12 protein-coding genes and 1 pseudogene are annotated in these 13,311 nt (G+C 64.3%); 9 read left to right on the forward strand and 4 right to left on the reverse strand.

All coding sequences use genetic code 11. The features are described from left to right. The first annotated feature begins 123 nt into the window (after nucleotides 1-123). The 3 genes and pseudogenes from U5A65_RS00350 to U5A65_RS00365 all read left to right on the forward strand — a co-directional run bounded on the left by U5A65_RS00350 (nucleotide 124) and on the right by U5A65_RS00365 (nucleotide 3,811). On the forward strand, nucleotides 124-1,314 hold the full coding sequence (locus tag U5A65_RS00350; protein WP_321913283.1) for a M20 aminoacylase family protein: 1,191 nt from the start codon (nucleotides 124-126) through the stop codon (nucleotides 1,312-1,314). Next, nucleotides 1,311-2,615, forward strand: a pseudogene (locus U5A65_RS40890) (MFS transporter). Before U5A65_RS00350 ends, U5A65_RS40890 begins: the two are co-directional and overlap by 4 nt. A gap of 215 nt (nucleotides 2,616-2,830) precedes the next feature. Then, nucleotides 2,831-3,811, forward strand: coding sequence for a helix-turn-helix domain-containing GNAT family N-acetyltransferase (locus U5A65_RS00365; protein WP_321945110.1), 981 nt, complete (start codon nucleotides 2,831-2,833; stop codon nucleotides 3,809-3,811). A gap of 143 nt (nucleotides 3,812-3,954) precedes the next feature. On the opposite strand, the gene U5A65_RS00370 is transcribed toward U5A65_RS00365, so the two are convergent. Then, nucleotides 3,955-4,839, reverse strand: a complete 885-nt coding sequence (locus U5A65_RS00370; protein ID WP_321945111.1) for an oxaloacetate decarboxylase — start codon at nucleotides 4,837-4,839, stop codon at nucleotides 3,955-3,957. A 218-nt stretch (nucleotides 4,840-5,057) separates the two neighbouring features. On the opposite strand from U5A65_RS00370, the gene U5A65_RS00375 reads away from it, so the two are divergent. Next, entirely contained in the window at nucleotides 5,058-5,669 is a 612-nt protein-coding gene (locus tag U5A65_RS00375) for a LysE family translocator (RefSeq protein ID WP_415764027.1), read from the forward strand. A gap of 16 nt (nucleotides 5,670-5,685) precedes the next feature. Beyond that, entirely contained in the window at nucleotides 5,686-6,534 is an 849-nt protein-coding gene (locus U5A65_RS00380; RefSeq protein ID WP_321945112.1) for an alpha/beta hydrolase, read from the forward strand. Here the strand turns inward: U5A65_RS00380 and gcvA are convergent. Continuing rightward, complete coding sequence (gcvA, locus tag U5A65_RS00385) at nucleotides 6,509-7,477, reverse strand: transcriptional regulator GcvA (RefSeq protein WP_321945113.1); 969 nt, start codon at nucleotides 7,475-7,477, stop codon at nucleotides 6,509-6,511. The two genes, U5A65_RS00380 and gcvA, sit on opposite strands and share 26 nt — an antisense overlap. 148 nt (nucleotides 7,478-7,625) lie before the next feature. On the opposite strand from gcvA, the gene U5A65_RS00390 reads away from it, so the two are divergent. Continuing rightward, nucleotides 7,626-8,417, forward strand: a complete 792-nt coding sequence (locus U5A65_RS00390) for an SDR family oxidoreductase (protein WP_321945114.1) — start codon at nucleotides 7,626-7,628, stop codon at nucleotides 8,415-8,417. A 127-nt stretch (nucleotides 8,418-8,544) separates the two neighbouring features. Here the strand turns inward: U5A65_RS00390 and U5A65_RS00395 are convergent, their stop codons facing one another. After that, entirely contained in the window at nucleotides 8,545-8,835 is a 291-nt protein-coding gene (locus U5A65_RS00395; RefSeq protein WP_321913276.1) for a hypothetical protein, read from the reverse strand. Between the two features lie 355 nt (nucleotides 8,836-9,190). On the opposite strand from U5A65_RS00395, the gene acnB reads away from it, so the two are divergent. Continuing rightward, entirely contained in the window at nucleotides 9,191-11,776 is a 2,586-nt protein-coding gene (gene acnB / locus U5A65_RS00400) for a bifunctional aconitate hydratase 2/2-methylisocitrate dehydratase (RefSeq protein WP_321913275.1), read from the forward strand. A 104-nt stretch (nucleotides 11,777-11,880) separates the two neighbouring features. Here the strand turns inward: acnB and U5A65_RS00405 are convergent, their stop codons facing one another. Then, entirely contained in the window at nucleotides 11,881-12,492 is a 612-nt protein-coding gene (locus U5A65_RS00405) for a TetR/AcrR family transcriptional regulator (protein ID WP_321913274.1), read from the reverse strand. Nucleotides 12,493-12,577: 85 nt separating this feature from the next. Between U5A65_RS00405 and U5A65_RS00410 the strand changes: the two genes are divergently transcribed. Together U5A65_RS00410 and U5A65_RS00415 are read left to right on the forward strand one after the other, a co-directional pair. Then, nucleotides 12,578-12,958 (forward strand): DUF4267 domain-containing protein, encoded by a 381-nt coding sequence (locus tag U5A65_RS00410; RefSeq protein ID WP_321945115.1) that lies wholly within the window; start codon nucleotides 12,578-12,580, stop codon nucleotides 12,956-12,958. A 1-nt stretch (nucleotide 12,959) separates the two neighbouring features. Beyond that, complete coding sequence (locus U5A65_RS00415; protein ID WP_321913272.1) at nucleotides 12,960-13,280, forward strand: DoxX family protein; 321 nt, start codon at nucleotides 12,960-12,962, stop codon at nucleotides 13,278-13,280. Nucleotides 13,281-13,311 lie beyond the last annotated feature (31 nt).

Consider the following 13,311-nt stretch of genomic DNA (forward strand, 5'->3'; position numbering starts at 1 on the left):
CGACAATTAACCGTTGACTTCAAGTCAACATTTTCGGCGCTTTTCCGTCATGGGTCGAGTTTTTCGTCGATGCAATACTCGGCCTTCGGCTTTTGCCCAAACCAATTCCAATAAGGAGTCCCCGTGAGCGAGCACCACTACTGCGAAATCGCCGACCTGGCCGAAGCCCGTTCGGAACTCGACGAAATCCGTCATCACCTCCACAAGCACCCTGAACTCTCGTACGAGGAAGCCGACACATCGCGCTTCGTCGCGGACAAGCTCGCGGCCTGGGGCTACGAAGTCACGCGCCACGTGGGCGGCCACGGCGTGGTGGCGTCGCTCAAGGCGGGCACGAGCGCGCGCACGGTAGGCGTACGCGCCGACATGGACGCCCTGCCGATCCAGGAGCTGACCGGCCTCGACTATGCAAGCGTGCACGCGGGCAAGATGCACGCATGCGGCCACGACGGCCACACCGCGGTCCTGCTCGGCGCGGCGCGCCAGCTCGCCAAAACGCGCAACTTCGACGGCACGGTCCACCTGATCTTCCAGCCCGCCGAGGAAGCCGGCTCGGACAGCGGCGCCGAGCGCATGATCGCCGACGGCCTGTTCGATCGCTTCCCCTGCGAAGCGATCTTCGGTCTGCACAATCATCCGGGCGTGCCCACCGGCACGTTCGGCTTTCGCGCCGGCCCGCTCATGGCCGCTTGCGACACCGTCAAGCTGCGCGTTCACGGCAAGGGCGGCCACGCGGCGCGCCCGCATCTGGCCGTGGACCCGGTGCTCGTGGGCAGCAGCATCGTGATGGCCTTGCAGTCGGTGGTGTCGCGCAACGTCGACCCAAACGAAGCCGCGGTCGTGACCGTTGGCGCGTTCCGTTCGGGCCATGCGCCGAATGTGATTCCCGAAGACGCCGTGCTCGAAATGAGCGTGCGCTCGTTCTCGCCCGAAGTGCGCGCGACGCTCGAAGCCCGCATCCGCGCGCTCGTCGAGGCGCAGGCGCAAAGCTACGGCGCGAAGGTGGACATCGACTTTATCCGCGGCTATCCGGTGCTCATCAACAGCGAAGCCGAAACCGAATTTGCCCGCCAGGTGGCCGAGGAACTGGTCGGGCCGGAGCACGTCATCGCGCCGTTCCCGCCGATCGCGGGTAGCGAAGACTTCGCGTACTACCTGCAGCAGCGCCCCGGTTGTTTCGTACGCCTTGGCAATGGCGAAGGCCGGCCGATGCTGCACAACGCCCGCTACGACTTCAACGACGAGAACTTGACCATTGGCGCTGCGTTCTGGACGCGTCTCGTCGAACGCTTCCTCAGCAAGGACCGTGCATGAACGCCGCCACTGAACCGCTTCTGAAAACAACCGACGAAGTCGCAATCTCCCCTGGCTACCAGCGCAAGATCGTTCTCGCGGCGGTGATCGGCAACCTGCTCGAATTCTTCGACTTCACGGTCTACAGCTATTTCGCGCTGACGATCGGCCATCAGTTCTTTCCGGCCGACAGCCAGGTCACGTCGCTGCTGCTCGCGTTCGCGGTGTTCGCCGTGGGCTTCGTCATGCGCCCGCTCGGCGGCATCGTGCTCGGCCGCTACGCCGACCGCGCGGGCCGCAAGCCGGCGCTCACGCTCACCATCCTGCTGATGGCGGTGGGTTCCGCGTCCATCGGTCTTGCGCCCACTTATGCGCAGATCGGTATCGCTGCGCCGCTGCTCATCGTCCTCGCCCGCCTCGTGCAGGGCTTCGCGCAAGGCGGCGAATTCGGCGCGGCAACGGCCACGCTGCTCGAAATGGGCGGACAAGCGAGCCGCGGCTTTCGCGCAAGCTGGCAGCTTGCCAGCTAGGGCGCGGCGGCGCTGCTCGGCTCGGGTCTTGCGGCAAGCCTTGGCTTTCTGCTCTCCGCAGAGACGATGCATAGCTGGGGCTGGCGCATTCCGTTTCTGCTCGGCACGCTCATCGCGCCGGTCGGCATCTATCTGCGCCGGCACATTCGCGAGGAGCCGCCCGCACAGCGCGTGGTCGCGGACCGCAACGACCCGAAACGCGGCCTGTACGTGCGCAACTGGTTCCTCACGATCTTCGCGGTCATGGGCATGTCGGTGTCGACGTACGTGATGATGTACTACATGCCGACCTACTGCATCCAGTACCTGGGACTGCCACCGAAGATGTCGATCCTCGCGGGCGTGGCGTCCAGCACGATCTCGCTCGTGATGTGCCCGATCTACGGCGCGTGGTCGGACCGCATGGGCCGCCGCAAACCGCTCACGGTGATCGGTCGCGTCGCGCTGATCCTGCTGCTCTACCCGGCGTTCTGGCTCATGACGCACTTTCCTTCGCTGCCGGTCGTGCTCGGCGCGCTCATCGTGCTCATGCTCTGCTACACGATGGGCTCCGCGCCCGCTTACGCGTTGATGCCGGAAAACTTTCCGAAGCATCTGCGCGCAGGCTATATGTCGAGCGCGTACGCGATTGCGGTGTCGGTGTTCGGCGGCACGGCTCAACTCGTGGCCGGCTGGCTCATCCATGTCACGGGCAACAAGATGGCGCCCGCGTGGTACATGATCGGCTGCGTGCTGATTTCGCTCATCGCCGTTTCCTTGTTCGAGGAAACCGGCAACAAGGTAATCGACTGAACGGTCGACCCACAAGAACGCCGCTTTGAAAAAAGGGCGGGCGAACGCGGATTGCGTCGCCCGCCCTTTCGCTTCTGAAGCCTGAACGACTGAAGGGTCGAACGGCAATTTCCCGCCAGCGCTCCGAACTTGCGTTATCCTTCATGGCCGCCTATATTGGCCTCTAATGGTTGCGACTCGCAACCAATCGCAAGAAGACCATAGCGGAGACTCTCATGGATTTTGTCGACGTGCCCGCCCAGCCCCGCGAGACGACCATTCTCGAGCTGCGCGAGTTCTCGCGGCGGCTCGTGCGCGAACTGGGCTTCATGCGCACGACGCTCGCAGACAGCGATCTCGCCCCTTCCGCCGTGCACGCCATCATCGAGATCGGCGCGCAGCCTGGCATCAACGCGCGGGCGTTGGGCGATATCCTGCGGCTCGACAAGTCGAACACGAGCCGCCAGGTTGCGCGGCTCGAGGCGGCCGGTCTCGTCAAACGCAAGACCGCCGACGACGACGCGCGCTCCTCCGAACTGAGCCTGAGCGCGGCGGGCCAAAAGTTGCGCGCAAAGATCGACCGCTTCGCCACGGACCAGGTTTCCAACGCGCTGCGGCGGCTGGTTCCCGCCGATCAACAGGCGCTCGTGCGCGCGCTCGCGCTCTACGCCGACGCGCTCGCGCACGACAACCCCAACGAGGAAAGCACGACCGCGTCGACAGTGGGCGTACAGGTCGTGGAAGGCTACCGCACCGGCTGTATTGGCGACATTGCGAGTCTGCACGCGCGGTTCTACGCAGCGAACTGGGGCTTTGGCGCTTACTTCGAAAAGAAGGTAGCGACGGAGTTGGCCGAATTCGCCGGCGCGTTGCCCGCCGAAGGCCGTGCGCTGTGGCTCGCGGTGGAGCGCGATCGCATACTGGCTTCGCTTGCCATCGACGGAAACGAGCACGGCAACGCAGGCGTCGCGCATCTGCGCTGGTTCATCGTGGACGACTCGCTGCGCGGCACCGGGATCGGCAGGCAGATGATGACGAGCGCGATGCAGTTCGTCGATGCGCACTACGCCGAGACTTACCTGTGGACGTTCAAGGGCCTCGACGCCGCGCGGCATCTATACGAGTCGTTCGGCTTCGAACTGGCGGAGGAACTCGAAGGAAGCCAGTGGGGCACGCAGGTCACGGAGCAGCGCTTCGTGAGGCGCCGCGCCCGCTAACTGGCATTACGCGGACTCTGCCCGGCGCCCGCGCGTTTCAGGCATGCGCAGCGACACGATCACCGAAATCGCCGCGCAGAGTCCGCTTCATTCGACATGCGTGTCTCCTCCTCTTGTTCCTCAAAATGCCGGGGTGTGGGCGTTCAGTCCTTCGGTGCGTACTCGCGATCGAGCCGGTCGAAGAGCGGCTTGTTCACGAGACGTTGACGCTCGGCGAACGGCGCGACGATATTCGCGTCTTCGTCGAGACGGCCGTTCGCGCGCAATTGCCCGAGCGCCCGCTGCATGCCGACCACCGCGCCTTGCAGTGCCGCGTTCGCGTACAGCACCAGCGCGTAGCCGAGGCCCGCCAACGCTTCGCGCGACTGCACCGGCGTCTTGCCGCCAATTACGATGTTGATGAGCTGCGGGGCGTCGATGAGCTTCGGCAGGCGCTCGATGTCCTCGAGCTTTTCCGTGGCTTCGATAAAGAGAATGTCCGCGCCCGCCTCGATAAACGCATGGCCGCGCGCAATCGCGTCTTCAATGCCGTGCACGGCGGCCGCGTCGGTGCGCGCCATGATGAGCAGGTTGCCGTCTTCGCGCGCGTCCACGGCCGCGCGGATCTTGCCGACCATCTCGCTTGCGCCGATCACTTCCTTGTTGGCGAAGTGGCCGCACTTCTTCGGCATGATCTGGTCTTCGAACTGGATCGCGTCGGCGCCGCTGCGCTCGAGCGTGCGCACGGTCTGGCGCACGTTCAGCGCGTTGCCGAAGCCCGTGTCGGCGTCGACGATGAGCGGCAGGTTGACGGCGTCGCGCACGCGCGCCGTGTGCTCGGCAATGTCGGAGAGCCCGACGAAACCGAGATCGGGCAGGCCGAACGACATGTTGGTCACGCCCGCACCCGTGAGGTAGAGCGCCTCGAAGCCGGCGTCCTCGATCACGCGGGCGCTCATGGCGTTGAAGGCGCCCGGCACGAGCAGGCCGCGGCGTTCGTTGACCTTGGCGCGGAAGGCGGCGCGGCGTGCGGCAGTGGAAGTGATCATGGCGATGGCTCCGTTCAGTTGATTCGATCAGTCGGTTTTCAGATGGCTCAGACATTCGCACGACGTAGGCCAAGCGGCAGAAGCCCAGCCCAAGCCAGACAAAACAATACCTCAGCTGAAGGCAACTGCGCCGAACCCCGGAGTCGCGCGGAGTATCATGACGAACTGATCGACGCGTCGATTGAACGCGCATCGAACCTGCCGCGGAACCTGCCATCGTGAACTATTTCAATGTCCTGCTCGCGCTTTCGGGCGTGCTGCTTCTGAGCGTCGCCAGCCCGGGGCCGAACTTCGTCATCGTCACCTCGACGGCGGTGGCTTCGCGCCGCGCGGGTCTCGCGACCGGCCTGGGCCTCGCCGCCGCTTCAGGCACATGGGCGTGGATCGCCATCGCGGGCTTGAGCCTGATCGTCGCTCATGTCGCGTGGATCGGCACCGGGCTGCGCGTCGCGGGCGCGGCCTATCTCATCTGGCTCGGCGCGAAGATGCTCCTCACCGCGCGCCACCCCCTGGAGGTCTCGACGCAGGCGGGCGCATCGGGTTGGGCGGCCGCGAAAAAAGGCTATGTCGTCAGCATGACGAATCCCAAGGCCATTGCGTTCTACGGCAGCATCTTCGCGTTGATGGTGCCCGCCGCCGCGCCGCGTTGGCTCGAGGCGGCCGTCGTCGTGATCGCCATTCTCATCTCGTGCGCCTGGTATTGCACGATGGCCCTGCTCGCCTCGCATCCCTCAGTGCGACAGTTCCTCGTTCGGCGCAAAGCCGCGCTCGACTCGGTAGTGGGCGTTGTGCTGATCGGGCTCGGCGGGCGCATGCTCGCAGGGCGCTGAGCTAGCCCGCGCAGTGATGGGCGCGCGCATCGCTTCACAATGGCTGCGTGCGTCGCTGCTGACGTTCGCGCTCGCAGTGTTGTCCTTGCTGGGCCACGCGCAAAGCGCGCCCAAGGTCGTCGACATTCCAACGCGGCCCGGCGTCACCCAGCGCTTTCTTTTCATCACGCCGGAGGCGCCGAAGGCAGTTGCGATTCTTTACGCAGGCGGGCATGGCGGCCTGCAACTGGACCCGCAGGGAAACTTCGGCTGGGGCGCCAACAACTTTCTCGTGCGTACCCGCACGCTGTTCGTTGACGACGGCGTTGCCGTGGCGGTCGTCGACGCACCGAGCGACCGGCAGTCGCCGCCCTACCTGGACGGCTTTCGCCTCACGCCCGAACACGCCGAGGACGCGCGCGCCGTGATTGCATGGTTGCGCGCACAACTACACGTGCCGGTCTGGCTCGTCGGCACGAGTCGCGGCACGCAGTCGGTGGCGGCCATCGCCATTGCGCTCGCCAATAGCGCAAATTCGAACGCAAATTCAAACGCAAACTCCGGCGCGGGCCCCGACGGCATCGTGCTCACCTCGACCATCCTGCGCGAAAACCGGGGCGGCGACCCGGTCACCGGCATGAACCTCGCCGCGCTCAAGATTCCCGTGCTCGTAGTGCACAACAAGGACGACGCCTGCAAGCTCTGTCCGGTGTCCGGAACGGACGCGCTCATGCAAAAGCTCACGCAATCGCCAAGAACGACGTTGACGCTCGTCTCCGGTGGTACTTCACGCGGCGAGGCGTGCGGGGCGCTTGCGTATCACGGTTTCAACGGCATCGAAAGCGAAGTCGTGCATGACATCACTTCGTGGATGCTACCGCCTTGAGTGCGCCGCGAACACGCGTTGGCGACGCTTGCGCACCGCGTCGCGCCTCGTCCTTCAGCCAATCACGAAACGCCACGAGGCGAGGCAGACTCGCGCATTCGGGCCGATAGACCACGTAATACGCCAGCGCCGATGTCAAGGTGACTTCCGGAAAGAGACGCACGAGCCGGCCAGCGGCCAGATCGTCGCGCACCATGACGCTGCGCGCGAGCGCGACGCCGTGGCCCTCTATCGCGGCTTGCAGCACCGCAGCCGAGTTGTTGATCTTCATGCCGCGGCTGGCTGGTGCGAGCGTCACGCCCACGCTCCCGAACCACGCCTGCCACGAAGCAAAGCCCGCATGGCTGTCCACGGAGAGATCGTGAATGAGCGGCGCGCGGGTGAGATCGCGCGGCGCGCGCCATTTGCCGGCGCGGCGCACGGCAGGCGAACAGACGGGGTAAATCTCCTCGTCCATGAGCTTTTCGGCAGCGAGCCCTGGCCACGCGCCCGCCCCATAGCGCACGCCGATATCGACGCCCTGCGCAACGAAGTCGAGCAGTTTCAGGCTCGTGTCCAGACGCACGTCGGTCTCCGGCCACGCGGCCTGAAAGCGGTCGATGCGCGGCAGGAGCCATTTGGCGGCGAACGCCGGGCTCACCGTGACCGTCAGCACACCGTTCGCCGATCCTTCCTTCAGGCGTTCCAGCCCGAGACTCAAGCGATCGAACCCCGCGCGGATATCGGGCAGCGCACGCTCGGCCACTTCCGTCGCCACCAGCCGCGCGCGTCCGCCGCTGCCGCGTACGAACAGAGGCGTGCCGAGCCAGTCTTCGAGACTGCGCACGAGCTGGCCAACGGCGGCAGGCGTCACATTCAACTCGGCCGCCGCGGCAGAAAAGCTCTGATGCCGCGCGCTCGCTTCGAATGCACGCATGGCGTTGAGGTAGACCGGCGTCTTCATGATCTAAAGTTTTTCTATCAATGAGGCACAGAATATCTGATTTGTGGCCGCATGAGCACGGGAACAGAATGGGCGCTGTAGACGTAGCGGCAGATGGGTTCCATTGCGCCAGCGTCGCCCTCCATTCCGTGACTTCGAGGAGTCCACCATGACCCATAGTTTTTCTTTTGATTTTGTGTCCAAGGTCGCCATTGTTACCGGCGGCGGCTCCGGCATCGGCAAGGAAGTCGCCGCGCGCCTCGTGACGGGCGGCGCGCGCGTCGTCATCGGCGGGCGCGACGAGGCGAAGTTGCGTGAAGCGGCTGCGCAAATCGACCCTTCGGGCGCGAGCGTGCGCTTTCATGCCGGCGACATCGCGCTGCCCGCCACCGCGGTTGCGCTGGTGGACCTCGCAACCGAGGCGTTCGGCGGCGTCGACATTCTCATCAACAACGCCGGCATTTTCCGGCCCAGAGCGTTTCTCGACGTAACCGAGGCCGAATACGACGGCTTTCTCGACACGATCCTCAAGGGCAAGTTCTTCATGGCGCAGGCCGCGGCCAAAGCCATGCTCAAACGCGGCGGCGGCGCCATCGTGCAAACAGGTTCGCTCTGGGCGCTGCAGGCCATCGGCGCCACGCCTTCCGCGGCCTATTCGGCGGCGAATGCGGGCGTGCATGCGCTCACGCGCAATCTCGCCATCGAACTCGCGCCCGCGCATATCCGCATCAATACCGTCGCGCCGGGCGTCGTGGAAACGCCGGTCTATCGCACCTTCATGACCGAAGACGAGGTCAGCAAAACGCTGCCGGGGTTCAACGCGTTTCATCCGCTCGGGCGCAATGGTCAGCCCGCGGATGTTGCCGAGGCCATGCTCTTTCTCGCCTCGCCTCACGCTTCGTGGATCACGGGCACCGTGCTGCCCGTGGACGGCGGCGTGATGGCCGGCCGCCACGCCTGATCTGATCCCGCTCTCGTGCGCGGCAATTGCAATTGCCGCGCGCCGCGCTTGTAATTTTTCTACCCCGCTCCCCTCTTTCAGCCTCGCACCGGCGCGCCCCGGCTCGCGCCGAGGCTGCGCCCATCGTTCATTCCCGATAAGCCGCCATCACGATCCACATGTCGCGCTCGCCGTTGCTCACTTCGGCCGCCAGCGCGTAGCGATCGTGCGGGCTGCAAGCGTTTTGCAGCGCCTTGCGCGCCTGCTCCGTGTTCTCGTACTCGCGCCTGGCCAGCGGCCGCACCTCATTGCGGCCCTCGAACATCTTCTGGTCCTGGCGGTAGATGAGCGTTTCCGTTTTCCATGCACGAAAGCATTCCCTCACATGCTGGAAATCGCCGCCGCAAACATTCACTTCGTAGCGTGGGGTTGACTTCATGATCGACTGCCTCCTTTGCCGGTTCGGAGCGCGCAAGCCGTTTTCCTCACGCCTCGCGCGCACACCTACGTCGATGCATGGAGCATGCCGGGCCCTGCTGCGCGCAGCAGGCGGTGATTGCTCCCGTTAAGAAAGCGAATCGAAAGCTTTGCAAAGCGTCCGGCCGCAAGCTCTCCGACAAAATCGCAGGCTTTTCCACGCCGTCATTGGGGTCTAGCCCAACTCTTATATAAGACATAAGACATTTGACGTTAGACGGCATTCCAATTAAAATTGCGCTCAAAGCAGTGCCTGGAAAAGCATCGAAGTGCCCGAAAAGCCTTCGCCTTCAAACGCAATACCAGTAGGTCCCCCAATGCTTGAAAACTATCGCGCTCACGTAGCCGCACGCGCCGCGCTCGGCATTCCCCCCCTGCCTCTCACGGCTCAGCAGACCGCCGAACTGGTGGAACTGCTGGCAAACCCGCCCGCGGGCGAAGAGCAAACGCTGGTCGACCTGATCACGAACCGCGTGCCCGCAGGCGTTGACGAAGCTGCCCGCGTGAAGGCTGGCTTCCTCGCCGCCGTGGCCAAGGGCGAAACCGCCTGCGCGCTGATCTCGCGCGCTCGCGCCACCGAACTGCTCGGCACGATGCTGGGCGGCTACAACATCGCCCCGCTGATCGAGCTGCTGGCCGACGCCGAAGTGGGCAAGGTGGCCGCCGAGTCGCTGAAGAAAACCCTGCTGATGTTCGACCAGTTCCACGACGTCAAGGAACTGGCCGACAAGGGCAACGCCAACGCCAAGGCCGTGCTGCAAAGCTGGGCCGACGCCGAATGGTTCACGAGCCGTCCGGAAGTGCCGCAAAGCCTGACCATCACCGTGTTCAAGGTGACGGGCGAAACCAACACCGACGACCTCTCGCCGGCCCCGGACGCCACCACCCGCCCGGACATCCCGATGCACGCGCTCGCCATGCTGAAGAACGCGCGCCCCGGCATCACCCCGGAAGAAGACGGCAAGCGCGGCCCGATCAAGTTCATCGAATCGCTGAAGGAAAAGGGTCACCTGGTCGCCTACGTGGGCGACGTGGTCGGCACCGGCTCCTCGCGCAAGTCGGCCACCAACTCGGTGCTGTGGTTCACGGGTGAAGACATCCCCTTCATCCCGAACAAGCGCTTTGGCGGCGTGTGCCTCGGCGGCAAGATCGCTCCGATCTTCTACAACACGATGGAAGACGCCGGCGCGCTGCCGATCGAACTCGACGTGTCGAAGATGGAAATGGGCGACGTCGTCGAACTGCGTCCGTACGAAGGCAAGGCACTGAAGAACGGCGAAGTTATCTCCGAATTCCAGGTCAAGTCCGACGTGCTGTTCGACGAAGTGCGCGCCGGCGGCCGCATTCCGCTGATCATCGGCCGCGGCCTGACCGCCAAGGCGCGTGAAGCGCTGGGTCTGGCCCCGTCGACGCTGTTCCGCCTGCCGCAGCAGCCGGCCGACAGCGGCAAGGGCTTCTCGCTCGCGCAGAAGATGGTTGGCCGCGCGTGCGGTCTGCCGGAAGGCCAGGGCGTGCGCCCGGGCACGTACTGCGAACCGAAGATGACCTCGGTGGGCTCGCAGGACACCACGGGCCCGATGACGCGCGACGAACTGAAGGACCTCGCGTGCCTCGGCTTCTCGGCCGACCTCGTCATGCAGTCGTTCTGCCACACGGCAGCCTATCCGAAGCCGGTTGACGTCAAGACGCACCAGACGCTGCCGAACTTCATCAGCACGCGCGGCGGTATCGCGCTGCGTCCGGGCGACGGCGTGATCCACTCGTGGCTGAACCGCATGCTGCTGCCCGACACCGTCGGCACCGGCGGCGACTCGCACACGCGCTTCCCGATCGGTATCAGCTTCCCGGCAGGTTCGGGTCTGGTCGCCTTCGCCGCCGCCACCGGCACGATGCCGCTGGACATGCCGGAATCGGTGCTCGTGCGCTTCAAGGGCAAGATGCAGCCGGGCGTGACCCTGCGTGACCTCGTCAACGCGATCCCGCTGTGGGCCATCAAGCAAGGCACGCTGACGGTCGCCAAGCAAGGCAAGAAGAACATTTTCTCGGGCCGCATTCTCGAAATCGAAGGCCTGCCCGACCTGAAGGTCGAGCAAGCGTTCGAACTGTCGGATGCATCGGCTGAGCGTTCGGCCGCCGGTTGCACGGTGCACCTGAACAAGGAACCGATCATCGAATACCTCAACAGCAACATCACGCTGCTGAAGTGGATGATCGCCCAGGGCTACCAGGACCCGCGCAGCCTCCAGCGCCGTATCAAGGCGATGGAAGCGTGGCTCGCCGACCCGCAATTGCTGCAACCGGATGCGGACGCCGAGTACGCTGCCGTCATCGAAATCGATCTGGCCGACATTCACGAGCCGATCGTGGCCTGCCCGAACGATCCGGACGACGTGAAGACGCTGTCGGACGTGGCCGGCGCCAAGATCGACGAAGTGTTCATCGGTTCGTGCATGACCAACATTGGTCACTTCCGTGCGGCTTCGAAGCTGCTCGAAGGCAAGCGCGACATTCCGGTCAAGCTGTGGGTCGCGCCGCCGACCAAGATGGACCAGAAGCAGCTGACCGAGGAAGGCCACTACGGCGTGTTCGGCACGGCGGGTGCGCGTACCGAAATGCCGGGCTGCTCGCTGTGCATGGGTAACCAGGCACAGGTGCGCGAAGGCGCAACGGTCATGTCGACCTCGACGCGTAACTTCCCGAACCGTCTGGGCAAGAACACGAACGTGTACCTCGGCTCGGCGGAACTGGCTGCGATCTGCTCGCGTCTGGGCAAGATCCCGACCAAGGAAGAGTACATGGCCGACATGGGCGTGCTGAACGCCAACGGCGACAAGATCTATCAGTACATGAACTTCGACAAGATCGAAGACTTCAAGGAAGTCGCCGATACGGTGACGATGTAAGTGTGATGTTGGGGTACGGTGCGGGGGTTTTGTTGTTGTAGCGCCCCACCGTAGCGCCACGCAATGGCGCCGCAGGCTCAATGCCTGCGGCGCCATTTTTTATTTCAGCGAGGATTACCGGCAACGACAACTGCCCGAACCATCCACATGATGCGTGCAGCCCGCGCGCCGGGGCGGATTCGTCCTGAACGTTCGAGTTCCGCGAGCCCATGCAGGGCGGCCCAAAACGTCTCGGTCACGTCCTCGACATCGGTGCAAAACGGCGCGACGACCGATGCAAGCGCTTCGAAACCCGCGCGCAGTTCTGGCCGCGTCTCGGCCTCAGCAAACAGCAGATTCGTCGGCAGCGTAAACATGGCCTCGTAGAGTGCAGGACAACGCACGGCAAAGCCGAGATAGGCCATGGCGACATTTTCGAGGGCGTTCTGTTGCCCGGTCGATCCACGCGCTGCGTCCTGAAGCGCGACGGCAAGCTCCTGGAAACCCTCGACGGCAACCGCAGCCACGATTGCATCCCTGTTCTCGAAATGCGAGTAGAGAACCGGCTGGCTATATTCAATCTCTTCGGCGAGGCGGCGAACCGTTACGGCATCCCAGCCTTCGCGCTCAGCGATCAACCGCGCTGCCGCGACGATGCGCGACTCGCGCTCTGCCCGTTGCCTGCCTTTGCGCTCCGCGATACTCAACTTTTCGTCTCCCTGACTGCGATGGTCCACATGCCTCGCGATGATACGGAAGCTTGAAATTCTAGCAATGCTAGATTATATTCTTCCACTATACCCCGAAGCATAGGACTACGCGATGCATCAGCTTTCGATTGGACTAGCGCTGTTCCTCGCCGTCGCGATTATCGTGATCGGAACCCTATATCTTGTGAGGCCAAGGACTGCGACACGCAGTTTCGGCCTGCCGCTTCCCGAAAACGGCGCCAACATGGCCTGGTGGCTTCGCCTCAAGGGCGTGCGCGACATTGCGTCGGGATTGGCGGTGCTCGCGTTCATGGGGTGGGGCACGCCTCTGGCGATCGGCATCCTGCTGCTTGCGCAAGCCTGCATCCCTACGGGCGACATGCTGGTCATTCTGGCGGCGAAAGGCTCCGCCAAAAGCGCCTTCGGCATGCACGGCGCGACAGCCGCGGTGATGGTCTTCACGGCAATTTCGCTGCTGATGGGCGGGCGCTGAGATGATCCATACGCTTTCGATCTGGCTTCTCGTTGCCGGCTTCTTTGGCGCGGGCGTCTTCAACGCGATCGGCACGCCCGCGGCGCAAAGCGATTTCGCCCGGTGGGGTTACCCGCGCTGGTGGGGCCGGTTGACCGGCACACTGGAAGTGACGTGCGCCCTGCTGATTGCGCTTCCCGCCAGTCGCATGGCTGGCCTGGCGCTTGGGGCGCTAATCATTGCGGCTGCGGTTTTGACTGTTCTGCGTCACCGCGACTTCACGCACCTGGTGCCGCTTGGTGTCTTTGTCGCCGTAATCACGCTTGCAGGCCTATCGACGTGAACTGTGCGCCAATTGCGTCCCGTGCAATCAG

This window comes from Paraburkholderia sp. J10-1, assembly GCF_905220165.1.
In the GTDB taxonomy this organism is placed as follows: Bacteria; Pseudomonadota; Gammaproteobacteria; order Burkholderiales; family Burkholderiaceae; genus Paraburkholderia.